The organism is Streptomyces abikoensis (genome assembly GCF_014648775.1).
Classification (GTDB): Bacteria; Actinomycetota; Actinomycetes; order Streptomycetales; family Streptomycetaceae; genus Streptomyces; species Streptomyces abikoensis.
On record NZ_BMRT01000001.1, the window covers coordinates 210516 to 235359 of the forward strand.

Genomic DNA, 24844 nt, shown 5'->3' on the forward strand with positions numbered 1-24844 from the left:
ACGGACGGCTACCCGTCGGTGCCGTCGGGACCGGTTCCGGGCGCCGACATGCCGCCCGCCTCGCGGATGACCGGTTCGAGCATCTCGGTGAGGAGGGCGGTGAGGCGGGCCTCATCGGCCGTGACGAGCGCGGTGGTACCGACGACGCTGCGCAGCAGCCACGTTCCGGCGACCAGCGCGAGGGCGAGCTGTGCGCGCACCTCGGCGTCCGATCCGTCGAGCAACCCTGCCAGACGGGCTCCCACGTTGGTTTCCACGCCCTGCCGGAGGATGCCCGCCGCCTCCGGATCCGGAGCCGAGCGCAACAACAGGAGAAACGGGTCGAGCCGCTCGGCGCCGGACGCGGTGCGCTCGGTGAGCGTGTGGGCGATGGCACCCGCCAAGCCGGTGCGTTCGTCGCCGACGATGGCCGACGGTGCGAAGGAACGGGCGACGGCCTGTGCGAACAGGCCCTCCTTCGAGCCGAAGTAGCGGTTGATCATCATCGCCGTCACACCTGCCCGCTCGGCGATCTGGCGCACCCCGGCCCCGGCGTAGCCGTGCTCGGTGAACTCCACGACCGCTGCGGCGAGGATCGCCTCGCGCGTCGCGGCGGCGTCGCGCCTACGGGCAGGATGTGCAGTGCTCATGGTCAGGAGCATACGGGGCGCCGATGCACGGATTACGGGACGGTGGAGCCACGATCAGCGCGCCGCAGCCCCCGCTCCTTGGCCGCCCGGCTCACAACGCGGGCCGCCGGCGCGGCCGACAGCAACGGCATCAGCCACCGGGTCAAGGCGAAGTGCCCGAGGTGGTTCGTACCGAACATCAGCTCGTGACCGTCCCCGGTCTCCTCGCGCGGCGGGTCGTCGAGCGCGACGCCGGCATTGTGGACCACCGCGACAAGGCGCTCCACCTCCAGCGGCTCCACCGCTGTCACGAGCGACGAGAGGTCCGCGAGGTCCAGCCGTACGCCCCGCACCCGCGAACCGGAGACGCGCACGGATCGACGCCATGGCGACTTCGGCCCTGACGGGATTCCGGCTGCCGAGCACGACCATGGCCCCGAGACCGCGGCGGCCAATCCATCACTACCGACCAGGGTCATGCGGCAGATGGTGCGCTGCCTCGCCGGGTGAGGCACCGGATCCGCGCCGTGGGTCGGCGAAATTCCATGGTGTTCGCGCGGCCGCACACCGTACGGTCCTGGCCATGCTGCCGCCGGTGGAGACAGACGAAGCGTGGCACGCGATCGTGCCGGACGAGTCGGTGATGCGGCCCGCGGTGAAGGACCTCTGCGGGCGCCTCGGTCTGGCCGGCGCGCCCCTCGTCCGGTTCGCGGAAGGGACGCAGCCGGTCTACGCGGTGGGCGACGAGCACGTCCTCAAGTTGTTCCCCGGAGCCGCCGCCCGGGACGGCGTCGCCGAAGGTCGGGTGCTGTCGCACGTGGAAGGGCGGTTGCCCATTGCGACGCCGCGGGTGCGCGCCTGCGGCCCGTACGAGAACGGCTGGCGGTACGTCCTGATGTCCCGGCTGCCCGGCGCGAGTCTGGCCCACTGCTGGGACCGCATACCGCCGGCCGATCGCGAACGGCTCGTCGCCGGGATCGGCGAGGCGCTCGCCGTGCTCCACTCCCTCGATCCCGGCCCTTGGAGGACGTGCTCGGCCCCGGGGACTGGGGCGCCTTCCTGGACCGCCGGCGCGAACGCGCCGTGGAACAGCAGCGCACACGCGGGCTGCCGGCGGCCTGGCTGGAGCAGATCCCGGAGTACCTGGACTCGGTCCCGCTGCCCCGGGCCCCGCGCCGTTCCCTGCTGCACACCGAGGTCATGCGCCGGCACGTCCTCGTCGATCCGGACGGCTGGCGACTGACCGGCCTCTTCGACTTCGAACCGGCCATGGTCGGTGACCGGGCCTACGACTTCGTCGCCGTCGGCCTGTTCGTCACCCGGGGCGAGCCGGCGCTGTCGGCCCGGCTCGCCACGGCGTACGGCCGCGCGTTCGCGCCGGACGAACTGCTCGCGTACACCTTGCTGCACGTGTACAGCGATCTCCCCCGGTATCTGCGGGAACTGCGCGTGCCCGCCGAAGGGACGCTGCCCGCTCTGGCCGAGGCCTGGTTCGGCACGGCCTGACGACGCCACGCCGCCGCACAGAGGGGCGTCGGACCGCCCTGTGCGTGTCCCTCGGCAAGGAAGGAACGGCCGGCTTTCGGGGCCCGGCCGGGCCGGTCCTCACCAGGTGACCGGGAGCGCCTCGACCCCGTAGACCGTCGAGCCCTCACGGAAGCGGAGGTCCGATTCGGGGACGGCGAGCCGGAGGGTGGGGAAGCGGCGGAGCAGGGCCGGCAGGGCGATCTTCAGCTCCAGTCGGGCCAGTTGCTGGCCGAGACACTGGTGGGCGCCGAAGCCGAAGGACAGCTGGGCGACCGGACGGCGACGCAGGTCGAGGTCGTCGGGGCGTTCGGGGACGAGCTCGGGGTCACGGTTCGCGGTCAGGGGAGAGAGCAGTACGTGCTCGCCTTCGGCGATCCGGTGGCCGTTGATCTCGACGTCGGCCACGGCCGTGCGCAGGAGCGGTGCGGGAATGGCGAGGTGGCGCAGGAGTTCCTCCACGGCCGTACCGGTGACGGCGGGGTCGTCGCGGAGGGCGGCGAGCTGGTCCGGGCTGCGGAGCAGGGCCAGCACGCTCAGGGCGAGCATGGTCGCCGTGGTCTCGTGTCCCCCGACCAGGAGGGTGGTGCCGAACCCGATGAGTTCCTCGTCGGTGAGCTCCGCGCCGTGCCGCCGCACCACCGTGCCCAGCACTCCGTCCCCGGGGGTCGCCCGGTTGCGGGCGACGATGTCCGCCATGGCGGCGTTCAACTCGGCCGAGGCGGCGACCAGCCCGTCGGCGTCGGCGGTCCCGTCCATGATCACCTGAGAACAGCGCTGGAACATGGACCGGGTCCCGTAGGGAACGTCGAGCAGTTCGCAGATCGCCAGCGACGGGATGGGCAGCGCGAACGCCTCGACCAGGTCGACGACCGGTCCCCGCTCCGCCATGGCGTCGAGGTGGTCGGCGACGATCGTCTCGATCGCGGGACGCAGTCGCTCGACCTGACGGACGGTGAAACTGCCGGTGAGCATGCGGCGGAGGCGGGCGTGCTCCGGGCCGCTGTAGGCGGGCAGGAAGCCCGGGTGGTTGAACAGGGTGCGCGGCAGCGTCGGGTCGATGCCATTGCCCGTCACCAGGCGCTCCTCCGCGAAAGCGGCCCGGACGTCGCCGTATCCGGTGATGACGACGGCCTCGATCTCGCCGCGCACCGGATGGAGGACGCGCAGTCGCGGCAGGCCGCCCTCCTCACGCATCCGGCGCAGGTCCGGCGACGGGGCGAACGGGCAGGTCCGGTCCCGTTCGGAGGCTACGAAGGACGCCGGGCGGTGAGACGCCGGACGGCGGTCGGGCATGCTGTTGCTCCTCGGCTGCTTCGGTTCTGGGCACGCGGTCATGTGAGCGGTCATGTGAGCGGTCATGGAAGTGGAACGGGAAGCCCGGCCGCTACCCGTGGTACCGGGTGGAGGCGTGGTGCCAGTCGTAGGCACCGCGGATGGTGGTCTGGAGTGCCTCCGTGCAGTAGCGCTGGAGCAGGTCGCGTTCGGCCGGGCCGAGGTGGCTCGTGGCCGCGGCGCCGAGCAGGGACCGGTGGGCGCCGGTGAACAGTTCCAGGGCTTCGGCCCGGCGGCGGAGGGCCTGGTCGATCGCTTCCGTCCGGGAGAGCCCGTGGTCCCGTTCCAGGCAGAGCACCAGGTTGTTCCGCTCCCCCAGTGCCGTGTCCTTTTCCAGGGAGACGATGTCGTTGTCGCAGATGATGAAGGTCTTCGTCATCTCGCGCATGACCGACAGGTGCGGCAGCGCGTAAAGGTGGTCCGGCAGGACGCACGAGGAGAGACGCTCGGCAAGATCGATGACCGGCGCCACGCCGATGGTATGGCGCCGGACCCGCAGATAGGTGCCCAGCGACATGGGCGTGCCGGTCTGCCGGCTGCGCGCCTCGTGGACGTGGTGGTCGAGATAGGAGGACCAGTGGGCCGCCGATCGCTGGATCCAGTCCTCGGGCATGTCCTGGCAGCTGCGTCGTCGCATGTCGGCGAAGGCACCGGCCAAGGGCAGCGGGGACGCCTCGCCGGTGGTGCCCTCCTTGACGAGTCCGACGAGGTGGCGGACCCGGTCGGCTGACCGGCCCCACTCCTCGTCGAGCGCGTCGTCGAACAGGAAGTACCAGCTCTGCTGGTCGACTCCGAGATCCAGTTCGCTTCCCGTCGCGTTCGGATAGAACATGGCCGCGATCAGCGGGAACTGCCCCCTGAGATGGTGGGCCTCCGCCGCTTCCGAGGACAGGAAGCCGAAGGACTTCGGCCAGGCGAGGTGACGGTCGTGGGCGGCCCGGAAGTCCGGACTGATCCGGCGCGGGAAGGGGACGGGATCCGGGGCCTGGGCAAGGGGCTGGGCCTGGGCCGGTGGCCTCGGATCCACGGATACGTACTCTGCTGTCGATGTCATGGTGTGGCGCACCTCCGGGAACGGGGCCGGCTCAGTCGGCCGGCCAGGGTGAGACGCGCATGGGCAGCGCATTGGGCCGGATCAGCGCTTGGACGACCGGCCGGACCCGGTGCCCCTCGACCGGCCGAGGTCGCCACCGCGAGACGATCGCGCGCAGGACGACGAGCATCTCGGTCATCGCGAAGTGGTCGCCGATGCACTTCCGGTTGCCGAGGGCGAACGGGACGTAGGCGCCCGGCGGAAGGTCCTTCTCGGTACGGGCGAGCCACCGGTCCGGGTCGAACCGCAGCGGGTCCGGGTAGTACGCCGGGTCGCGGTGCATCGTCACCGCGCTGTAGACCAGCTCGGCTCCCTGCGGGAGCTCGACCCCGCGGACCCGCACCGGCTCCAGAGCGCGCCGCATGAGCAGCCAGCTGGGCTGATGGAGCCGGAGCACTTCCCGGAGGAACCGGTCGGTGAAGGGGAGCGTCGCCGTGCCGGGCAGGGCGCCTGCGGGCAGCGCGTCACACTCGTCCCGGATCCGCCGGGTGATCTCCGGGCGTCGGCCGAGTTCGTGGAGGGCCCAGGACAGGGTGGTCGATGTGGTCTCGGCACCGGCCATGAGCAGGGACAGCAGCTCGTCGCGGGCCTCCACGTCGGTCATCCCCCGCGGATTCCCCGGGGTGCCCGCGAACATGATCGACAGCAGGTCGCCCCGGCCGGTGGGGTCCTGACCGGCCTGCCGGGCCTGCCAGGCCCGCTGGGTCTGCCGTGCCTGCCGGACGGCGGTGTCCGCGAGCTCGCGCAGCGCCGCGGCGGCGGCCAGGTACTTGCGGTGCCCCAGCACACGTGAAGAGGCGATCGACGCGGGCAGCACGGTGCCCACGAAGACCCCGCGCATCACCGTGGTCAGATGCTCGGCGACCTGTTCGCCCAGTTCGGCGACGGCCGCGGCACCCTCCGGGCGTTCGGTGCTGAACAGCGTCGCCACGAGCATGACCGTCATCATCCGGCGCAACACCACGTCCATGGCGATCACCTCGCCCGGACGCCAGGCCGACACCTGCTCCTCGGCGATGTCGGCCATCGTGCCGACGCACGCGGCGATGCTGTTCCGGTGAAAGGCCGGTTGGAGCGCGCGCCGTTGCCGAAGGTGGAAATCCCGCTCGGATGTGATGATGCCGTTCCCGATGAAAGGCCGCGCGACGTCGAACAGCAGTCCTTTGCCGAACTTCCTGCTCTGCGTCAGAAGAACGTCGTGGACGGCCTCCGGTGAGTTCAGGATGAACACCGGCCGATTCCCGAGGAATATCCTGACGATCTCGCCCCGCGTCCTGACCGATTGCAGGAACTCCACCCGTTTGACGGCCAGCTGCGGCAGGTGGCCGAGCAAGGGTAAGCGCCCCGGCACGATGGGGGCCGCCACCGCTGGAGCGGTGATGGAACGCACAGCTCTGCACCTCCCTGAAGCATGAGCTCGAAAAGTCGCTCGCCTTTTGAAAGTTCGGCGGAACCTCAGCCGGCGTCAGCGTCGTCGGCAGGCTCCACGAGGGTGTACATGACCGCCCGCTGCTGCTTGTGGCGTTGGACGCGTCCCTTGGCGACCAGGGACTCGAGGGTGTTCCGCACCACCTGCGGTGTCGGATTGCGGCTCGGGTCCTTCTCCAGAAGTTCGTCCCGCAGTTCCTTCGCCGAGCGGGGTTCGTCATGACCGGTCAGCAGGTCCATCAGCGAGTCCCCGAGCAGAGGCCGACCCGGCTTCCCCTTCGCGTCGCTCTTCGTCCTGGTCCCCGCCGGCACCGTCCCGCTCGGCGTCGAACGCCGTGTGGTCGCTCCGGCGGCGCCTCGGCGCTTCGCCTTCGCGACCGCGGGCTCGCCCTGCGTCTGCTCCGGCAGACGCGAGGCATCGGCGAAGCCTTCGTACCGCTCGGCGAGATTGAGGATGTCCGACAGCAGGGCTTCCTCCTGCTTCAGCAGCTCGATCCTCTTCGCCAGCTCCTCCTGGCGCCTGCGGTTCTCCTCCAGTTCCGATGCGACCTGTTCCACGTATCGCGATCGGAGCTCGGCCGCTGCTTGGCTGCTCACACCTTCACTCCCTTGATATGGACGACGCGATGTCGACGCCGGACGGCTCGTCAGAGAGACGTTCGGTCCTCACCATAAGGGCAAACATGCCTCTGCGTGTAGGCGCAGGCATGCCGGGGCTTCACACATGTGCATGCGTCAGCACATATCGAACGGTGACTCACACCTCGCGGTCACACCTGCATTGCGTTGACAGCCCGATCGCACACATGTCAGCATCACCACCCGTTGAACGGGCTCCGACGCCGCGGCCGCGTGACACGCTCACGCGGTTCCGGCCCGCCCATCCACCCCCATGACTGATCCGCCTGGTCGTCACGCAAGGACCGTTACGGAAATCGGCATCGGGTTCCGGCCTCGTGGCGGGCCGCGGCGGACGGGAAAGAGAGACGGACAGTTGTCCATACGTACGCCGGGACACGGGTCCCGGCGCAGACCGAGAGCTTGGTGGGCGAGCGCCGCGGCGCAGGCCCTGTGTGCGGCGATGCTCGCCTCGCTCGTCACGTTATTCACGCCGCCCGCGCCGGCACAGGCGGTCGAGGACCTCGACCAGCGGGCCATCACGTTCAACATGCAGGGTGGCCCCCGCTGGGAAACCGTCAGGACGAATCTGATCAAGGACGCCGACGTCGTGGCCCTGCAGGAGGCCACGACCGCTCCCTGGGACTTCACCAAGAGCGAAGTGATCACCGACAACCTCGGCGACACCGCGAAGACCCCGACCGGGCTGCCCAGCCTGAAGTACCGGGTGTACGCCCAGCAATGGGGTGAGCGAAGGAAGCAGGGTGTCCTGCTCTACCTGGACATCCTGGGCAAGGACGCCTGGGGCGCCGGTACCGGCGCCGACACCGGTGATCCGGATACGGAGAACAACAGCCAGAAGTCCATGGCGATCTGGCTGCGGGACGCGCCCGAGGACCTCAAGGACCTCAAGGACCGCGTCAAGGTCTTCCCCGCCCAGGACGCGGGCAACAAGTGGATCAGGTCCCGTCCGGCGTTCGGTGTGAAGGTCGGCACCACCTGGTACTTCGACATCCATGCCGCGTCGATCCGTTCCGGTGACACGCCCAACCACCACACCGTCGCTCTGATCGACACGATCTCCCGGACCATGGCCGGCGAGCGATGGCGGGCCCTGGGCGACTTCAACAGTGCCGCCGCCCCCACGCGCGGCAGGTTCCCCAACACGTTCTACGCGACGAAGAACGGCAAGCCCGACGGCGCGCCCACCACGACGCAGAAGAGCGGCTTCGCGCTGGACTACATGATCGCGAGCGATCGGCTGAAGAACCTCGACGTGTCGACGACCGGCCGGAACGGCGGTTCCGACCACAATCCCGTCAGGTTCGGCCCACGCAACACCCGTGTGTGCGCCGGTGACTGGAGCGAGCCGACGCGCTACAACTACGACGCCGCCGTCCGGCTCGCCGCGCGTGCCGCGGAGGACGCGTGCGGTCCGCCTCCTGCGGTCGTCTCCATGGGGGACAGCTACATTTCGGGCGAGGCGGGACGGTGGGCCGGTAACGCCCCCGCCTCCGCGGTCGGCTCGGCGTGGGGCACCGACCGGGCAGCGGTGAACTGCAACGGTGACGAGAGCGTGTGCGACCACGACCCGTCCAAGGTGTACGGCGACACGTCGTACGACAAGGGCGGAAGCGGGTGCGACCGGTCGGACTCCGCCGAGATCAAGGGCCTGACGGTCGACGACGTACCGCTGGAGCGGCGTTTCAACATCGCCTGCTCGGGAGCGACGACGGACAACGTCACCACGACCGGCTTCAAGGGCCGGCGGCCCCAGGTCGACGATCTGCGCGACATCGCCCGGAGCAACGACGTGCGCCTGGTCGTGCTGTCGATCGGCGGCAACGACCTGAAGTTCGCCGACATCCTCCAGGACTGCGTCAAGGCGTACTTCTACCCGTCCCTGTTCAACAAGGGCTGTCGCGGCGCCAAGGAGAAGGAGTTCGCCGACGGCCTCGACCCCGCACGGGCGAAGGTCGTGAAGTCGGTCGAAGCGATACAGAAGGTGTTGCGCGAGGCCGGGCAGGAGGACGGCTCGTACCGGATCGTGCTGCAGTCCTACCCCAACCCCCTGCCGCTCGGCCGCGACTACCGCGACCCGGAGAACGCGCCGGTCCCGCCCGCCAACTACAGCCGGTACCTGAGCGGTGGGTGTCCCTTCCTGGACGCGGACAGCGACTGGGCGCACTCCTCCGTGGTGCCCCGGATCAGCGCCATGCTGCGCGGCGCCGCCGACGAGGCCGGGGTGTCCTTCCTCGACCTGCAGGACGCCTTCGCCGGGCACGAGCTGTGCGGCAGGACGACGCAGCAGGCCGGCAAGGACCACAAGCTCTCCTCCCCGCTGCCCGCCGAGCGCGCCGAGTGGGTGCGGTGGGTGCCGTACCTGGTCGACGGCCTCAAGAACGTGCCCTGGCAGGCCCAGGGCAACCAGCAGGAGGCGATCCACCCCAATCACTACGGCCAGCTCGCCCTGTCCGCCTGCCTGACCAAGATCACGGCGAAGCTCGGCCCGGCCCCGGTGACCTCGTCCTGCGTGGGCAAGCCGTCCGGTGCTCCCGGCTCCGTCGACGGAAGCGTCGACAGCAGTACGGTGCTGAGCAAGAGCAACCGCCGTGCCCCGGTAGCCGGGCTGCCGGACTGGAGCCGGGCCGGATACCGCGCCGGTGAGGCGCTGCCCACCGCCGCTTCCCGCACCTCCGACCCCACCTGCCACATCACCCCGTCCGAGCTCGAGCAGCGGTTCAAGGTGAAGGCCGACGACGGGCAGGACGACACGGCGGGGCTGCAGAGCGCCATCGACCGGATCCGCGAATCCTGCACGCCGGGCGCGGGCCCCAACAGGCTGTCGGTGATCGAGCTGCCCAAGGGCAGGCTCGACGTCAGCAAACAGCTCGCCGTGGACGCCTCCTACCTGGTCATCCGCGGGCAGGGGTCCGACCCGCAGGGCGGCACGCGGATCGTCTTCCGCCCCGACGAGAACACCCGCTACGACAAGCTGACCGAGAAGGGCGAGCGCTGGAACCAGGGGGCGATGGAACACAAGTGTGAGTTCACGACGGGCAACAACGTCGCCACGGGTGGCTGGATATGGCCCGGACGCGGACTGTTCCGGGTGCAGACCCGCGAGGTCGCCGAGAAGTACCTCAAGATCTGCGGCTACCCCTCCAGGATCCCGGAGAACCGCCGTGACCTCTTCGAGGGCTCCGTCAACCAGCACTGGGAGTCGGGTGTCGCCGTGGCCGGATCGCCGGCCGACGCCAAGTACGCCGCGCGCCAGGGCGACCGGGTGATCCAGCTGGACCCCAAGGCGAAGATGGACGCCTTCAAGCCGGGCGGCGATCTGTGGGTGGGTGCGGCCAACAGCCTCAAGTTCTACCAGTCCCAGGAGGTCGCCGGGGCCTCGGCGGACGACGGCCGGCTGGAGAACCTCCACATGCGCCAGCAGGTGTTCACCATCGCCTCGGTGGACGCCGCCCGCCACACCGTCACGATCGACAAGCCGCTGGAGTTCGACGTCCCGGTCGACTCCACCTCCGATGGCTCCCCGCCGCTGGGGGTGAACGGCAAGCCCTACCCCAGCAAGGTCACCGCGCTCAAGATGATCACCGATGTGGGATTCGAGGACTTCTCCTTCACCGAGGACATCAACGGCCTGCCCAAGCTCGGCGGCGGTACGTATCGGCTCAGCCCGGCCGACGCGGTCCACAACTACGGCAACATGGCACCCGAGTACGCCATGCACGGCATCGTCTTCAAGTGGGCCGCCGACTCCTGGGTGCGCGGTGTCCGCGCCGACATGACCGGCTCCCACCCGGTCGTCACCGAGGTGGCCAGGAACATCCAGATCGAGCACAACGTCTTCGACGGTGCCTGGAACAAGGGCAAGGGCGGCAACGGCTATCTGCGCGGATCCCGCGTCTGGGACTCCCTCTACGCCTTCAACACCAGTCGCAACCTGCGGCACTTCACCTTCCAGTGGTCGGCTTCCGGCAACGTCGCCATCGGCAACGACCTCGATTCCGACCTGAACCTGCACGGCGGCTGGGAACACCGCAACCTGTTCGAGAACAACACCGTGCACGTTCCCTACAACCACTCCTCCGGCGAGTGCACCACCAACTGCGGCGGTGAAGGCGGAGCCGGAGACAAGGGCACCTGGTGGCCGATCTACTGGGCCGCCGGCAGCAAGGGCATCGGCTGGTCCGGATCCACCGGCCCGCAGAACGTCTTCTTCCACAACACCCTGACCAAGCAGACGACCCCAGGAGGTCCCTACGAGCCCTACCGGCCCTACGCCGACACCTCCAGGGTGTTCCAGTTCGGTTCCGCCGCCGGTGACGCGAGCGTCTTCCAGCACCTGAAGGGCGCGAACGGCCCCATCCAGGACTGGGCGGACAACGAGGGCAACGACTACACCGGCGGTGACGGCGTCAACGCCTCCAGAGCCGACGCCGGGCGTTCGCTGTTCCTGCGCGACTACCACTCCTGAGTTCGGCCCATGGCCGTGCGCGCCCGTTTCCAGCGGATTTCGGCCCGCTGGAAACGGGCGCGCCGCGTATGGCTCCCTGGCACATGTGCGGGATCCATGTGTTCACACGTGTGTGTTGGCCGACTTTCAACCTTGTGTGTGTTTCGAGGGCGTGATTGCCTTCAGGTGTGAACGGTCGACATGGAAGAGACACGATGATGAACCGACGCCTTCTTCTGCGTACGAGCGGCGCCGCGGTGGCCGGCGCGCTCGGCGCGGCCGCCCTGCCGGACACCGTGGCGGCGGCCGCCGAGGCCGCCCCGGGCCCTTCCGCCCGCCCCACCGGGGGCTCCGGTCCGACCGATGGCGTCACGCGCAGGCTCCTCCAGGAGCACCCCTCGCCCGCCGAGGGGTGGGAAGCCGTGCAGACACTCGTGGAGATCCCGCGCCACAAGGAGTCGGGGCGGCACAGCCATCCCGGCGTCGAGGTCGGCTACATCATCCGCGGTGACGTCCTCATGGAGTTCGACGACAGGCCGCCCCTCCGCCTGCGCACGGGGGACCCGTTCTTCATCCCGGAAGGCGCCGTCCACAACGCCCGCAACGCCGGCACGGTGACGACGATGATGCTCTCCACGTACGTCGTCGACGAGACGAAGCCCCTCGTGACGACCTACTAGCCGGCGAGAAGGTCCGTGGTGGTGACGTCCCAGTCGACTCCGGCGAGCTCATGGCCGGCGGGAACGAGCGCGTAGGTGTGATCGAGCCACTCCGAGAGCCGTGGTATCGGCAGTTCGAACAGCGCCGCCATGTCGCCGGAGGTCAACTGGAGCCGAGCGGTCGCCCGGTTCTCCGGGTAGTTCGACGGCCAGATCTGGATGTCGCCAACTCCGCTTCTCGAGCGCAGCCCCTGCCGGAGCAGGTCCCGTCCGATGCGCCACAGGGCGCGCGGACCGCCCTCGACGCGGAACTCGACACACACGGTCAAGGGGGCTCGCGGGTCGAAGCTGAACTCGGCCCTGATCGCCTGGCGTGCCGAGAGGCTCAGCACGCGCTCGATGTCCAAGGCCAGGTGAGACCGACCGTGCCGTGCCGTTCGGTCGGCGTGTACACCTGGTTCGTAGCCGCTCATGACGCTGGGTCCTTACCTGTGGGGGAAGCCTGTCCGGTTCACTCTCGTCCCCTGCGGAGCACCCCACATCAGTAAGTTGACCGCCGAAATCAGGCCCCGGCCGCGTGCGTCGGTCGGCGGCGTTAAGTCATTCGACTGCCCAGGGCGTCGCGCAGCGCGGCCCTGGAGGTGATGCCGAGTTTGGGGAAGACCCGGTAGAGATGGGAGCCGACGGTGCGCGGTGACAGGTGCATCCGTGCGCCGATCTCCTTGTTGGTCAGGCCGCCGGCGGCGAGATCCGCGATCCGGCGTTCCTGCCACGTCAGTGCCGCGAGGCATGCCGCGGAAGGGGAGGGGGAGCCGGGCGCACCGGCGGCACGGAGCTCGGCCCGGGCTCGTTCGGCCCAGGGGGGCGTGCCGAGGCGCTCGAAGGCTTCGGCGGCGAGCGTGAGGGTGTGGCGTGCGGCTTTGCGCCCTTGGGCGTGGCGGAGACGGATGCCGTGGGCGAGGCGGACGCGGGCGAGTTCGAAGGGGAAGCCTGCGGCGGCGGGGTGGGTTTCGGCGCGGTGGTACATGTCGTCGGCTTCGGCGGGGTCGGTGGCGGTCATGGCGAGGGCGCCGTAGGTGAGGAGGGCGAGGCGTGGGGAGACGGCGGGGAGGCCGGCGTGGTGAGCGGCGAGGGCGTGGCGGCGTGCTTGTTCGGTGCGGCCGGTGTGGAGGGCCGCCTCGACGAGGTCGAGGAGGGTGCGGGATGCCTGGTGGGCGTAGGAGGTGAAGGTGCCGGGGGATGTGATGCCGATGGCGTGGAGGTACGCGGCTTCGTAGTCGCCTTCGGTGAGGGCGGCGGCGGTGCCGATGGCGTCGGCGATCTGGGTGAGGAATCCGACGCCGCGGGGACGGGCCCAGGTGTCGACGGTGGCCTGGAGCTCTCGCGCGCGGTCGGTCCGGCCGCGCATCGCGGCGAGGAGGCCGAGGTACGCGTGGGTGTGGTGGGCGAACAACGCGTAGTCGTGCGCCGTCGTCAGGTCCAGGGTGCGCTGTCCGGTCCGTTCGGCCTCGTCCCACTCCCCCACCGCCATCTGGTCGAGCATGATCAGATGCAGCATGGTCATGGCCGATGCCACGGCCCCGGTCTCCACCTCGCGGTCGACGGTGCGCTGGAAGTGCGAGCGGTACTGGCCGAGGGTGTCGACGTGGTAGGCGGCGACGCCCAGGCGGGTGGTCTCCCACGGTTCGAGAGTGTGGAGACCGGCGAGGGCGCGCTCCAGCCGCTCGCGCACGCCGGTGCCGCGACGCACCACGTCGCCCCAGGCGTCCTCGTAGATACGGGAGTTCGGGCACACCAGGTCGCCCAGGGAGCCGAGCAGCTCGTGCGTCCGCTCCCACGACGTCTTGTCGCTCGCGTACTGGCTGACGGCCAGGAGCAGGTTCACCAACCTGGTGAGCACCTCGTTCGGTTCCCGCGCTCCGCTGTCACGGATGTCCTCGATCGCCGCCGTGATGTGACACTGCGCGGACCGCACGTCTCCGTCCTCGTACAGCGCGACGTAGGCCGAGGTGAGGACCGAGGCCGGGGATTCGCCCGTCCCTGTCGTGGTGTCGGAGCGGACCAGTTGCCGAGCCCGGTCCAGGAGCCCGGCCTGGCCGGCGACGAACGCCGCGTCGCCCAGTCTGCGGGACCGTTCCTCGTGGCTCTGGCTCAGCTCCGCCGCCCGGGTCAGCCAGGAGACGGCGGTCAGCGAGGCGCCGCGCAGGGTGGCGGAGTCGGCGGCCGCCTCCAGCGCTGCCGCGACCCGCTCGTCGGGGTCGACCACGGAAGCCGCCAGGTGGAGGGCGCGTCGTTCCACGTCCTCGCGGTGCACGTGCGCGAGGACCGCGTGGGCGGCGCGCCGTTGGCCGGCGGTCGCCGTCTGGACGACCGCCGACCGCACCAGAGGGTGCCGGAAGACGAAGTCACCGCTGAGGGGGTCCATGTCCAGCAGGCCGCATGCCGCCGCCTCGTCGGTGTCCGTCATGCGGTAGCGCGTGCCGCGGCCGTGTCCGGTCGCCGTGCCCGCTCCGACGCCGTCCAGGGCACCGCGCAGCAGTTCCGCGCGTACGGCGTCGTCGAGTGCCGCGATACGGGCGCCGTACACGTGCTGGAGGCGCAGGGGCAGGGGGAGGGACAGGGGTGTGCCGGTGTGTCCGGGTGATTCCCCCCGGTCGCTCGCTGCCCGGCCACCGCGCGTCACATGGGATGGCAGCTCCAGCAGAGCCAGCGGGTTCCCCTGGGCCTCGTCCAGGATCAGACGGCGGACCCGGGGATCCAGCCCGGGGTTGCGCAGGTCCAGGAGCCGCTCGGAGGCCTTCTCCGACAGTGTGGTCACGGGCAGTTGCGGGAGCGCCGCCGTGTCGAAGCCGGAGGGTACGTCGGAACGCAGGCCGACGAGGAGCCTTACCGGGCCACCGCTGAGTCTTCGTCCCACGAACCCGCACACCTCGATGCTGGAGGTGTCGAACCACTGGCCGTCGTCGAGTACCAGCAGGAGGGGTTTCCGCGACGCCGCGAGGGAGAGCAGGTCGAGGACGGCGATACCGAGTGTCATGACCGAGGGCGGCGCGCCCTCGCTTCTGCCGAAGACGACGTCGAAGGCCCTTCGGTGACTGTCGTCCAGCTCGTTGACGGAGGGGAGCAACGGATGCAGGAACTGGTGGAGGCCGGCGAACGGCAGCTCCGACTCGGCCTCGACGCCGACCGCCCTTATCACCCTGTGTTCCTTGCCCGAGGCGAGGTCGGCGACGTGGTCCAGCAGGGTGCTCTTGCCCACGCCCGCGTCGCCCCGCAGGACGAGAGCCCGGCCCCCGGTGCCCGTCACGAAGGCGGACAGCGCCTCCTGCTCGGGCTCGCGGCCGATCAGCGTCCCGTCGAACGACTCCATCGTCCCCATTTCCTCCTCCGCTTCCTCCCCCGTTTCCTCCTCCACTGAGCTCCACTGAGCTCCACCGAGCCGGCCCCTGCTCGGACGCTGTCGCGGCCGTTCGCGCGTGAAACCGAGGACCGCGCCGTGTCAGGACGCTCCGAGGCCGTGGAGCAGGGTGTCGACGACGACGTCCGCCGCCTGACCGGGACTCAGCTCGGGCATCTGCCGTGACACCAGGTGCATGAGCTGGGGCAGCAGCGCGCTCGCCCACCCCTCGGGGTGGTCGCGGCGCAGGAGGCCCTCGTCGGTGGCCCGCCGCAGAAAGGCCTCGACCTGGCGGACGGACGCGTCCCTGCGTCGGCGGACGTCCTCGTCGGTGAGCATGCGGGCGAGATCGACGGGCCAGGCGCGATTGACGGCGATGACGTTCTCGACGTAGCGGTGCAGGGCGACGGCGACGGGCGCTTCCCGCAGCCGGGCGTCTTCGATGGCCTGTTCGACGGCGGTGAGGCGGGCTTCGTAGATGGCGGTGAGGAGTTCCTCGCGGGAGGCGAAGCGCCGGTAGACGGTGCGCCGGTCCACGCCCGCCGCCGCTGCGATGCCGGCGATGCTGGCGCCGGGGTCGGTGGCGAGCATGCGGGCCCCGGTGGTCAGGACGGTTTCCAGGTTGCGCGCTGCGTCGGCTCTCACCGAACCGAGTCTAGCGCCACAAACCGGCGGCGCGGACACGGGTAAGTGCTACATTGACGTGACAGTTAACGGATCGTCGAAACGAACCGACACCACTGGAAACCGACACCACTGGAAGAGGAAAAGCACGTGATCACCTACGATCGGCTTTTCATCGGGGGCTCCTGGGTCGAGCCGAGCGCCCCGGACCTGCTCGACATCACCTCGCCGCACGACCGGTCCGTGGTCGGCCGCGCCGCCCAGGCGCGGCCGGCGGACATCGACCGAGCGGTGTCCGCGGCACGGGCGTCCTTCGAGACGGGCGCTTGGCGTCTGACCCCGCCGGCCGAACGGATCGCGGCCTTACGGAGGTTCAACGCGCTGCGCGAGGAGAACGCGGAGGAGATCGCGCGCCTGATCTCCCTGGAGAACGGTTCGGCCGGATGGTTCACCCGCGCCGGACAACTCGGCCTGACGCGGCAGGCGAACGCCTACCTGAAGGCGGCGGAGGAATTCGGCTGGGAGGAGACGCTCGCCCCCTCCGACCCGGCGTCCCCCGTGCGCAGCGTGGTGCGCCGTGAGGCGGTCGGCGTCGTGGCCGCGGTGATCCCGTGGAACTCGCCGTTCTCCTCGGCCACCTCGAAGATCATCCCCGCTCTGCTCGCCGGTAACTCCGTGGTGCTCAAGGTGTCCCCGGAGAACTCGCTGAGCATGGGCTTCCTGGCCGGCCTGCTGGAGCGGGTGGGCCTGCCCGAGGGCGTGATCAGCGTCCTGCCGGCGGACCGGGAGACCAGTGAGTACCTGGTGTCGCACGAGAAGGTCGACAAGATCGCCTTCACCGGCTCGACGCGGGCCGGCCGCCGCATCGCCTCGATCGCGGGCGAGCAGCTCAAGCGGGTCAGCCTGGAGCTGGGCGGCAAATCCGCCGCGATCATCCTCCCGGACGCCGACATCGAGAAGGCCGTCGCGGGTGTGAAGTACGGCTCGCTGCTCAACAACGGCGAGTCATGTGTCGCGCAGACCAGGATCCTGGCACCGCGCGCCCGGTACGAGGAGGTCGTGGCCGCGCTGAAGGAACTGGTGGAGTCGCTGCGGGTCGGCGACCCGAACGACCCCGACACCTTCATCGGCCCGATGATCCGCCCCGATCAGCAGGAGCGCGTGCGCGACTACATCCGGCTCGGCATCGAGGAGGGCGCCCGCCTGGTCACCGGCGGCCCGCAGATCCCGGCGGGCCTGGAGAAGGGCAACTACGTCACACCCACCGTCTTCGCCGATGTCGACAACTCCATGCGCATCGCGCGGGAGGAGATCTTCGGCCCGGTCCTCGTCGTCATCCCCTACGACGACGAGGACGACGCCGTCCGCATCGCCGACGACTCCGAGTACGGCCTCTCCGGTGGTGTCTGGTCCTCCGACGAGGAGCACGCCCTGGCGGTCGCCCGCCGCGTCCGCACCGGCACCGTCACGGTCAACGGCGCCTCCCTCGGCTTCGACGGCCCGTTCGGTGGCTTCAAGGCCAGCGGCATCGGCCGCGAGTACGGCACGGTCGGCCTCGGTACCTACACCGAGTACAAGACCATCACCGTGTGACCCGCCATGCGACCCGTCGTGTGCCCCCCCCCCTGCCCGGCACACGCGAACGGCGTCACACCCGAGGCGTCGTCACGCCCGGACGACGTGGTAGCTCAGCGCCGCCCACGGGAGGTCGGACTGCGCGAGAGACCCGGTGGCCCACGAGTAGGCGCCGGTGCAGCCGGCTCCGGGGTGCAGCACCACGGACGCGGAGCCGGAGACAACCTGAACGGAGCGGGCCGACGCCGGCAGGGTGTGACACGTACCGAAGTCGTTGAGGTCGACCTTCGACACCGCCCCCGTTCCGTGGGTACCCGAGTAGAGGTACGCGCCCTCCCGTAACGGCGGCCAGTCGGCGGCGTTCGCCGTCCCGGCCCCAAGGCCGATCAGAGCCACGGCCGTGGTGACGGCAGCGGCGGCGGCGCGGAGTTTCGCCCTGGGGATGAACATGCGAACACCTTTCGTGCGTGACGAGACCGGTGGAGACCCGGTGATGATGAACTCTCGCATGTTCAACGGTGTGTCGGTGAGGGCAATACCGGTCACACATACGTGTGACGGATGGTGGCCCGACAGGTGGTCACACCTCGGGGGGCGAAGCCGCCCTCATGCATACGTGTCTCCTGCTAACGTATGGTCAGCACCCATACACAGCACTGTCTATGTGATCCAGACGCGGCACAGCCAGGCAGCCGTTCGGTGATGCCGAGTCTCGATGCGACCCGGAGAGAAGAAACCTATGACACTCAAACCGTTCAAGCTGACGGTTGCCGCTTTCACGAGTGCGGTCGCCGGAGCGGCCCTGCTCTTCTCGGCGGGACCGGCGTCCGCGGACAACCCTCCTTACAGCGACTGCCCGGCGTGGGCGCTGTGCCTCTACCAGAATGGCGGCGGAACGGGTTCGAAGGTGGTTGTCACCCCTCCCCCGGCGGGCGGCAACACAAAAATCGTGAGACTCATAAACACCCATTTCCGCAACGGGGAACTGGCCGACAACCAAGTCTCGTCCTGGCTGAACAACTCGCAGTGCTCGGTGCAGTTCTGGGACGACCCCAGCGGGGAGCTCCACCCTTCCGACCTGGATTACGCACCGTCGTGGCAGTGGGGCCTGAAGGGTGACTACGCCTTCGGGACCTCCAAGGCGTACAACAACGACCGGATTTCCTCCTTCCGTTTCTACTGCCCGTAGCTGGAGAGCGCGGGGCACTCGACCGGACGAGCACGCGCCGCCCACGCGTCCGCGTTGGTGGGAGGAGCGGCTCGGAAAGCAGGGCCCGCACGCTACGAGGGAGGCGCGCGGGCATGGGCTCAGCGGAAGCCGGCCAGGCCGTCCGCCAGCTCCTCCTCGTCGCCGTCGCGCCGTGCGGAGAGGGCCTGCTGGAGGGCGAAGGTGCCGCGGATGGCGGCGATGCGCCCGCTCACGCCCTCGTCGGGCCCGCGCAGGGCGAGGACCTGCCGGAGGAGTTCCTCGCCGTAGCCGGCGCCGATGGCGGCGAGGTCCTCGGCGGGGTCGCCGAGGGAGACCTCGTCCCAGTCGACGACGCCGCTCAACCGGGGCAGCCCGTCGATGGTCTCCCACAGGACGTTCTCACCGCCGAGGTCGCCGTGCACGACAGCGGCGGTGAGGTGCGGGAGGGCGTCGAGGACGGCCAGTTCGCGCTCGGCCCGCTCGCGGCCGGCGGGGGACATCAGCGGGAAGAGCTCCGCGCGGACGCCGTCCGCGAACTCCCGCCACTCCCCCTCCGGCGCCTCCGGCAGGGCCGCGCGCACCCTCTCGTCGGCACCCGCCGCGGCGAGCCCGGCCAGCAGGGCGGCGTACTGCCGGGCGACCGCCCCGGCCACGCCGGGGGCGGCGAGGGCGTCCTCCTCCAGCGGGGCGCCGGGGATGCGGCTGAGCACCAGGTAGGCCGGGTCGCCGGCCGACGCGGCGCCCTCGTCCAACGGCTCGGGGGTACGGAAGCCCAGGTCGATGCCGGCCAGGGCGCGCAGCACGGCGGCCCGCTCGGGCAGCCGGGCCGCGGCGGCCTCGGTGCGGGCGAAGCACACCACGCGCCCGGTGCCGACCACCACACGGTGGAACTGCCCTTGGTGCACGGTCCACTCGTCGGGCCTGTCACCGGGCAGCAGCCGCTCCAGCAACGCGCGGTGCTTCTCGAGAACATCCATGATCAGCGCCTTCTCCTTACGGTTACCGGTTTCGGGGTATGACGGTGGATCCGATCGGATACACGACATGCTGCGGCACCTGTGGTTCCCGGTGGCCAGTGTCGCCGACCTGCGCATCGGCATCACGAGCGGTGCCCTCCTTGGGCGAGGACCTGGTGGTCTACGGCGGCGAGCGGGTGGTGCGCACGCGTTCCGTCGCTGCCGCCGGGCATCGGCCGACCCGGCGGCCACCCTGCGCGCCTCCCGTCGTGGATCGACCACGGGCACGTCACCACGGTCGAGCTCACCGACGCCAACAGCCTGCTCACCGACGCGGGGGTTGGTGCGCCCTGGTGGCCACCGGCCGGCACACCCGGTCGAACAACACCTTCAGCGGTTCGGGGCCCAGTCTCCGGCGGGCCCGGCCGATCGCCCCGGTCGTCGGCACCCGTCACACCCTCTCCCACTGCCGCACCCGCTCCAGACCCTGCGTCAGCAACCGGGGTCCAGCGCTGAACGCCCGCCGGAAGCGGTGAAGGCGCGGGCGCCCGCCTGCCACGTGAGGTCGAGGTCGGAGCCGTCCGGGTAGCGGTGGTCGAGTTCGAGGAGCACCATGCCGTGCGCGTAGGACCAGAGGGCCTGCGCGAGGTGGGGGTCGTCCGTGGCGAGGAAGAACGGGCTGCCGGCCCACTCCTCCAGCCCGCCGGGCAGGGCGGCGCGCGGCAGCGGGCCGGTGGTCGCCAGGCGGTAGAGGCCGGGGTGGGCGAGGGCGTGCCGCCGGTAGGCGGCCAGGAGCGCGGGCACGCGGCCGGCGGCGGGCGCTTCGCCCAGGGCGGCGTGCAGGGCCGCACCCATCTCGGCGAGGGCGTCCTCCACGAGAGCCGCTTCCACGGCCTCCTTGTTGCGGAAGTGCTTGTAGAGGGAGGGAGCGCGGATGCCGAGGCGCTCCGCGAGGGCGCGCATGGTCAGTTCGTCGCGGCCCCGCTCCTCCAGCAGGCCGCGCGCGGCGGCGGCGATCTGGGCGGCGCGGGGGGTGCGCGGGGTGCGGACGGGCTGCTGGTGGGTGCTCACTGGTGTTCGGCTCGCTGCTTGAGGGCGGTGTTCATCGCCGCGAAGGCGTCGTGGACGTCGAGCTTGCGGCGTATGAAGGGTACGGCCACGAGGGCGCCGGTGAAGGTCTCGGCCTGAGTGAGCCGTACTCTGCCGGGCCCGGTCTCCTCGATGAGGAAGGAGTGCTCCCCGTCGAGGAGCCCGGGCAGCCCGAGCCGCCCGAGCCAGCGCAGCTCCCTGCCGGGGACGGCAGCACGGACCGTGGGGCGGAAGCGCATGGTGGAGCCGTTGTTGACGATGACGTTCCGTAGCACCGCGCCCGTTTCGGGCGTGCCCTTGATGCCGACGATGAAGGGGTTCCACTGCGGGTACGCGTCGAAGTCGGTGAGCACCTGCCACACGCGGGAAGCGGGGGCGGCGATGTCGATGTGGGTGCGGACGAGAAGCGGCAGCGAGCAAGGCCCGGCACCTGAAGCGCACCGCGCCCACGAGGCGCGCACTTCCGGGCACCCCCCACGGCGGCAGCCAAGCGACGCGAGACGGAAGGGGGCGACCCACTTACCAACTTCACCTACTTCCTGGAGAGTTGATTGAAATACTGCCAGGCATGTTTTTCACATGCGCCCGAAGAAGCCGGACTTCCCCACCCGCCTCAAGAACCACGGGGAACTCGTTACGCCAACTGGGTACGCTGTTCGCCGCCGGACTGCTCGCCCTCGGCCTGCTGGTCGCAGGCGGCGGCCCCGCGGCCGCCGCTCCGCCGGACACCCACCGCATGGCCACCTGGAACATGCAGGTCGGCACCACCCGCTGGGACGGGGTACGCACCCTGGCCCGTAGCTTCGACGTGGTGGCTCTTCAGGAAGTGCCCAACAGGCCGCCGGCCGGAGCCGTCCAGGACGGGCAGACGGGCAACATCACCTCGTATCTGTGGCCCATCGGCGGCGGCGCCTACCGTTACCTCTACATACTGCGCCAGCAGTCGCGGAACCTGGGCATCGTCACCTCGTGGGTGCCCAACCGCGTGCAGGAGATCGGTGGCGCCTACCGCTCCGCGCTGGCCGTGACGAACACGGGCGACAACATCATGTTCGCCTCCGTCCACGCCGCCTCCAACGGCGGCAGGCCCAATGACGCCGCCTACCTCGTACGCCGCGTATCCGACACCGCCTTCCAGCAGAACGTCGGCAACTGGGCGGTGCTCGGCGACTACAACCGCGCCCCGGGCGACCTGCAGGGCGACCGCTACCTGCCCGGCAACGGACTGATCTACAACAGCGGTCAGGCCACCCAGCAGAGCAACAACGAGCTGGATTACCTGGTCTCCAACGTCGACACCGAGAACTGGCAGGCGACGGTCAACCCCAACTACGGCAGCGACCACTGGCCCGTCGGCTTCAGCGCCCTGCGGGCCGGTGCCGGCCCACGGCAATTCACCATCCACGCCGACAACAGCGACCGCCTGCTCGACGTCTACCGCGGCAACACCGCCAACGGCACCCACGTGATCACCTATCACGCCAACGGCGCCGCGAACCAGTACTGGACGCTCCGCGCGGTCGGCCGCAACGGTGACTCCGGACGGCCGCTGTACAAGCTGGTCGGCGTCCAGAGCGGCAAGTGCCTCGACGTCAACCGGGGGCAGGCCAGCGGCGACGGCGACTGGCTGAACATCTGGGACTGCCACAACTGGGACGGCGCCCCGCTGCCGGGCGGCTACGCGCGCGACACCCAGAACTTCACACTCGAACACCCCGAGCCGCGCTTCCCGAACCTCACCGTGCTGCGCGACAACGGAACCCACCGCTTCGCCAACATCCGCGGCAACGGCAGGGGCGACGGCACCTGGGTCGTCCAGTGGCCCTACCAGACCAACCCCAACGGCACCCCGGCCATCAACGAGACCTTCTACCTCCACCCGCGGTTCTGACCTCACGGGCGGAGAGCTGGCGGGACACTCCTACGGCGCGCACGCAGCCGCAGCGGTCCCGAACGCTGATCGGCGCCTGGTGCTCCGTCCTCATCGCCCGCATCGACGTGCCGGCCCTGATCCTGCACGGGACGGGCGACCGGATCCTGCCGGTCGAGAGCACCCGGACGGGCCGTTCCACCAGGCACTGCCCTCCGTAGCCGAAGCGACGGCAGTCCTCGCCCCGGAGCACAGCCCCGGCCCTCCCCCGCTCCTTCCGGACGGGGGAGGGCCTCGTCGCTGTCCTCGCTCCGGTCGGCCGGTGCGCTCCCGGACCGAAGCCGGTGCGCTGTTGGCCAAGTCCGGCACGCTCCACCCGCCTAACGTCCCGTCAGGAAGCCGAAGCGAAGCCGAACAGGGCGCGGGACAGTGGCCCCGCTCCGCTCGGACACCCACCCCGCCGCCCGCGCCGGGCGGCGGACCGATCCCTGACAGGAGGCCGTCGAGGTGCCTGCAATGCCGGTCGGCGGGCTGGTCCCCCGCGCCGTCGAGGACGCCGCTGACGTCGTCGTCCGCAACGCGAAGATCCATACCGGGGACGCCCGTCGCCCCGAGGCCGGTGCCCTCGCCATCCGCGACGGCCGGATCACGGCCGTGGGGGACGACGCGGACGTCGCCCCGCTCGTCGGACCGTCCACCACCGTCGTGGACGCCCTCGGCCGCCGTGTGGTGCCCGGTCTCAACGATTCGCACCTGCACGTGATCCGGGGCGGTCTCAACTACGTCCTGGAGCTGCGCTGGGACGGTGTGACCTCGCTGCGCCACGCCCTGGCGATGCTGCGGGACCAGGCCGCCCGCACCCCCAAGGGGCAGTGGGTGCGGGTCGTCGGTGGCTGGTCGGCCGAGCAGTTCGCCGAGCGACGGCTCCCGACGCCCGCCGAACTGAACGAGGCCGCGCCGGACACCCCGGTGTTCGTCCTCCACCTCTACCAGTCGGCGATCCTCAACCGCGCGGCGCTGAAGGCCGTCGGCCACACCAAGGACACCCCGGACCCGAAGGGCGGGCAGATCGTCCGGGGGCGCGGCGGCGAGCCCAACGGCATGCTGCTGGCCGCCCCCAGCGCCTTGATCCTCTACTCCACGCTCGCCAAGGCGCCGGTGCTGGAGGGCGAGGACCGCAGGACCTCCACCCGGCACTTCCTGCGCGAGCTGAACCGCTTCGGGCTGACCTCCGCGATCGACGCCGCCGGCGGGTTCCAGAGCTTTCCCGAGAACTACGCCACGGTCACCGAACTCGCCCGCGAGGGGCTGCTCTCGCTGCGCATCGCCTACCACCTGTTTCCGCAGACCCCCGGTCAGGAGCTCGACGACCTCACCCGCTGGATCGAGACGGTCCGCCCCGGCGACGGCGACGAGTGGCTCCGGCTGAACGGCGCCGGCGAGAACCTCACCTGGGCCGCCGCCGACTTCGAGAACTTCGCCGAGCCGCGCCCCGAACTCACCCCCTACGAAGAAGACTTCGAGAAGGCCGTACGCCTGCTCATGGAACACGGCTGGGGCTTCCGGCTGCACGCGACCTACGACGAGACGATCCGGCGCGACCTCGCTGTGTTCGAGAAGCTCGCCGCCGAGGGTCTGTTCCCCTCCGGCAACCCGTGGCTCTTCGACCACGCCGAGACCGTCTCCCCTGACAGCCTCGACCGGATCGCCTCGCTGGGCGGCTCGCTCTCCGTGCAGAATCGTCTCTCCTTCCAGGGCGAGGTGTTCACCGGCCGGTACGGCCCCGGCGTCGCCGCCGACGCCCCGCCGGTCCGCGCGATGCTGGAGCGCGGGCTGACCGTGGCCGCCGGCACGGACGCCACCCGGGTGTCCTCCTACAACCCCTGGGTCGCCCTCCACTGGCTGATCTCCGGCCGCACCGTCGGCGGCCTGACGATCCGCCCACCGCGGAACCGGGTGGACCGGGCGACGGCGCTCGCGATGTACACCACGGCGGGCGCGGCGCTCACCGGCGAGCAGGACGTCAAGGGCGTACTGCGACCGGGCTGCTACGGCGACCTGGCCGTCCTGTCCGACGACTACTTCACCGTGCCCGAGCAGGAGATCCCGCACATCGAGTCCGTGCTGACGGTCGTCGGCGGCCGGATCGTCCACGCCGCGGCGGAGTACGAGGGCATGGACGAGGAACTCCCGGCGGTCAGCCCCGCCTGGAGCCCGGTCGCCCGCTTCGGCGGCTACCAGGCCGCCGGCCCGGCCCCGGGCACGGGCGCCCGGCAGGCGGAGCTGCTCGGACAGGTCGTCGCCGAATCGGAGCTGCACCGCCGATGGCGAGCCGGACGCGGTCGGGCGACGGAGCACCAGCAGCCGTTCGACCCCTGCTTCCTCCTCTGACTCCCTTCCCAAGAGAACCG

Annotated in this window: 18 protein-coding genes and 3 pseudogenes; 8 read left to right on the plus strand and 13 right to left on the minus strand. The window is 70.5% G+C overall.

Annotated features, from left to right (window positions below):
- Nucleotides 1-8 precede the first annotated feature (8 nt).
- Entirely contained in the window at nt 9-629 is a 621-nt protein-coding gene (locus IE096_RS00950; RefSeq protein ID WP_229819839.1) for a TetR/AcrR family transcriptional regulator, read from the minus strand.
- 41 nt (nt 630-670) lie between these two features.
- Nucleotides 671-1046 (minus strand): annotated as a pseudogene (locus IE096_RS00955) (SDR family NAD(P)-dependent oxidoreductase); the annotation flags it as partial.
- 205 nt (nt 1047-1251) lie between these two features.
- Between IE096_RS00955 and IE096_RS00960 the strand changes: the two are divergent.
- Nucleotides 1252-2114, plus strand: a pseudogene (locus tag IE096_RS00960) (aminoglycoside phosphotransferase family protein).
- 99 nt (nt 2115-2213) lie between these two features.
- Here the strand turns inward: IE096_RS00960 and IE096_RS00965 are convergent.
- From IE096_RS00965 to IE096_RS00980, 4 genes are all read right to left on the minus strand, one after another.
- The gene (locus IE096_RS00965) at nt 2214-3428 is read right to left on the minus strand and encodes a cytochrome P450 (RefSeq protein WP_189447393.1); all 1215 of its coding nucleotides are present in this window, start codon (nt 3426-3428) and stop codon (nt 2214-2216) included.
- Between the two features lie 91 nt (nt 3429-3519).
- Nucleotides 3520-4521: a terpene synthase family protein gene (locus IE096_RS00970; RefSeq protein WP_189447395.1), complete on the minus strand. Its 1002-nt coding sequence runs from the start codon at nt 4519-4521 to the stop codon at nt 3520-3522.
- Nucleotides 4522-4552: 31 nt separating this feature from the next.
- A complete protein-coding gene (locus IE096_RS00975; RefSeq protein WP_189447397.1) occupies nt 4553-5950 on the minus strand; it encodes a cytochrome P450 in 1398 nt (465 codons plus the stop codon).
- Between the two features lie 65 nt (nt 5951-6015).
- Complete coding sequence (locus tag IE096_RS00980) at nt 6016-6585, minus strand: BlaI/MecI/CopY family transcriptional regulator (protein WP_189447398.1); 570 nt, start codon at nt 6583-6585, stop codon at nt 6016-6018.
- A 484-nt stretch (nt 6586-7069) separates the two neighbouring features.
- On the opposite strand from IE096_RS00980, the gene IE096_RS00985 reads away from it, so the two are divergent.
- Both IE096_RS00985 and IE096_RS00990 read left to right on the plus strand, forming a co-directional pair.
- Entirely contained in the window at nt 7070-11095 is a 4026-nt protein-coding gene (locus IE096_RS00985; RefSeq protein ID WP_189447401.1) for a GDSL-type esterase/lipase family protein, read from the plus strand.
- Nucleotides 11096-11289: 194 nt separating this feature from the next.
- On the plus strand, nt 11290-11754 hold the full coding sequence (locus tag IE096_RS00990) for a cupin domain-containing protein (RefSeq protein WP_189447403.1): 465 nt from the start codon (nt 11290-11292) through the stop codon (nt 11752-11754).
- Here IE096_RS00990 and IE096_RS00995 read toward each other — a convergent pair.
- From IE096_RS00995 to IE096_RS01005, 3 genes are all read right to left on the minus strand, one after another.
- Nucleotides 11751-12140 carry an SsgA family sporulation/cell division regulator gene (locus tag IE096_RS00995; protein ID WP_373297982.1) on the minus strand — a complete coding sequence of 130 codons (390 nt, stop codon included), beginning with the start codon at nt 12138-12140 and terminating at the stop codon, nt 11751-11753. The genes IE096_RS00990 and IE096_RS00995 overlap by 4 nt on opposite strands.
- Nucleotides 12141-12328: 188 nt before the next feature.
- Nucleotides 12329-15103 carry an ATP-binding protein gene (locus IE096_RS01000; RefSeq protein WP_189447407.1) on the minus strand — a complete coding sequence of 925 codons (2775 nt, stop codon included), beginning with the start codon at nt 15101-15103 and terminating at the stop codon, nt 12329-12331.
- A 129-nt stretch (nt 15104-15232) separates the two neighbouring features.
- Nucleotides 15233-15721 (minus strand): TetR/AcrR family transcriptional regulator, encoded by a 489-nt coding sequence (locus IE096_RS01005; protein WP_189449450.1) that lies wholly within the window; start codon nt 15719-15721, stop codon nt 15233-15235.
- A 183-nt stretch (nt 15722-15904) separates the two neighbouring features.
- Between IE096_RS01005 and IE096_RS01010 the strand changes: the two genes are divergently transcribed.
- Nucleotides 15905-17347, plus strand: a complete 1443-nt coding sequence (locus IE096_RS01010) for an aldehyde dehydrogenase (protein ID WP_189447409.1) — start codon at nt 15905-15907, stop codon at nt 17345-17347.
- Nucleotides 17348-17419: 72 nt separating this feature from the next.
- Here IE096_RS01010 and IE096_RS01015 read toward each other — a convergent pair whose 3' ends face one another.
- Nucleotides 17420-17779, minus strand: a complete 360-nt coding sequence (locus IE096_RS01015; RefSeq protein WP_189447411.1) for a hypothetical protein — start codon at nt 17777-17779, stop codon at nt 17420-17422.
- A 289-nt stretch (nt 17780-18068) separates the two neighbouring features.
- On the opposite strand from IE096_RS01015, the gene IE096_RS01020 reads away from it, so the two are divergent.
- A complete protein-coding gene (locus IE096_RS01020; protein WP_189447413.1) occupies nt 18069-18518 on the plus strand; it encodes a peptidase inhibitor family I36 protein in 450 nt (149 codons plus the stop codon).
- Nucleotides 18519-18637: 119 nt separating this feature from the next.
- Here IE096_RS01020 and vph read toward each other — a convergent pair whose 3' ends face one another.
- The 3 genes from vph to IE096_RS01040 form a co-directional block, all read right to left on the minus strand.
- Nucleotides 18638-19495 carry a viomycin phosphotransferase gene (gene vph / locus IE096_RS01025; RefSeq protein WP_189447415.1) on the minus strand — a complete coding sequence of 286 codons (858 nt, stop codon included), beginning with the start codon at nt 19493-19495 and terminating at the stop codon, nt 18638-18640.
- A gap of 471 nt (nt 19496-19966) precedes the next feature.
- Nucleotides 19967-20545 carry a TetR/AcrR family transcriptional regulator gene (locus tag IE096_RS01035; protein ID WP_308430309.1) on the minus strand — a complete coding sequence of 193 codons (579 nt, stop codon included), beginning with the start codon at nt 20543-20545 and terminating at the stop codon, nt 19967-19969.
- The gene (locus tag IE096_RS01040) at nt 20542-21024 is read right to left on the minus strand and encodes an SRPBCC domain-containing protein (protein ID WP_229819840.1); all 483 of its coding nucleotides are present in this window, start codon (nt 21022-21024) and stop codon (nt 20542-20544) included. The genes IE096_RS01035 and IE096_RS01040 overlap by 4 nt, the downstream gene beginning before the upstream one ends.
- A 275-nt stretch (nt 21025-21299) precedes the next feature.
- On the opposite strand from IE096_RS01040, the gene IE096_RS01045 reads away from it, so the two are divergent.
- The 3 genes and pseudogenes from IE096_RS01045 to IE096_RS01050 all read left to right on the plus strand — a co-directional run bounded on the left by IE096_RS01045 (nt 21300) and on the right by IE096_RS01050 (nt 24824).
- Entirely contained in the window at nt 21300-22454 is a 1155-nt protein-coding gene (locus tag IE096_RS01045) for an RICIN domain-containing protein (RefSeq protein ID WP_189447416.1), read from the plus strand.
- Nucleotides 22455-22546: 92 nt separating this feature from the next.
- Nucleotides 22547-22650: pseudogene (locus tag IE096_RS31125) on the plus strand (alpha/beta hydrolase); the annotation flags it as partial.
- 299 nt (nt 22651-22949) lie between these two features.
- Nucleotides 22950-24824: an amidohydrolase gene (locus IE096_RS01050; RefSeq protein ID WP_189449454.1), complete on the plus strand. Its 1875-nt coding sequence runs from the start codon at nt 22950-22952 to the stop codon at nt 24822-24824.
- Nucleotides 24825-24844: the final 20 nt, after the last annotated feature.

Bases quoted from the DNA above. Each gene is read 5' to 3' on its own strand.
- IE096_RS00950 (WP_229819839.1), bottom strand. From the start codon at position 629: ATGAGCACTGCACATCCTGCCCGTAGGCGCGACGCCGCCGCGACGCGC.
- IE096_RS00965 (WP_189447393.1), bottom strand. From the start codon at position 3,428: ATGCCCGACCGCCGTCCGGCGTCTCACCGCCCGGCGTCCTTCGTAGCC.
- IE096_RS00970 (WP_189447395.1), bottom strand. From the start codon at position 4,521: ATGACATCGACAGCAGAGTACGTATCCGTGGATCCGAGGCCACCGGCC.
- IE096_RS00985 (WP_189447401.1), top strand. From the start codon at position 7,070: ATGCTCGCCTCGCTCGTCACGTTATTCACGCCGCCCGCGCCGGCACAG.
- IE096_RS00990 (WP_189447403.1), top strand. From the start codon at position 11,290: ATGATGAACCGACGCCTTCTTCTGCGTACGAGCGGCGCCGCGGTGGCC.
- IE096_RS01000 (WP_189447407.1), bottom strand. From the start codon at position 15,103: ATGGAGTCGTTCGACGGGACGCTGATCGGCCGCGAGCCCGAGCAGGAG.
- IE096_RS01005 (WP_189449450.1), bottom strand. From the start codon at position 15,721: ATGCTCGCCACCGACCCCGGCGCCAGCATCGCCGGCATCGCAGCGGCG.
- IE096_RS01015 (WP_189447411.1), bottom strand. From the start codon at position 17,779: ATGTTCATCCCCAGGGCGAAACTCCGCGCCGCCGCCGCTGCCGTCACC.
- IE096_RS01020 (WP_189447413.1), top strand. From the start codon at position 18,069: ATGACACTCAAACCGTTCAAGCTGACGGTTGCCGCTTTCACGAGTGCG.
- vph (WP_189447415.1), bottom strand. From the start codon at position 19,495: ATGGATGTTCTCGAGAAGCACCGCGCGTTGCTGGAGCGGCTGCTGCCC.
- IE096_RS01045 (WP_189447416.1), top strand. From the start codon at position 21,300: ATGGCCACCTGGAACATGCAGGTCGGCACCACCCGCTGGGACGGGGTA.
- IE096_RS01050 (WP_189449454.1), top strand. From the start codon at position 22,950: ATGCCGGTCGGCGGGCTGGTCCCCCGCGCCGTCGAGGACGCCGCTGAC.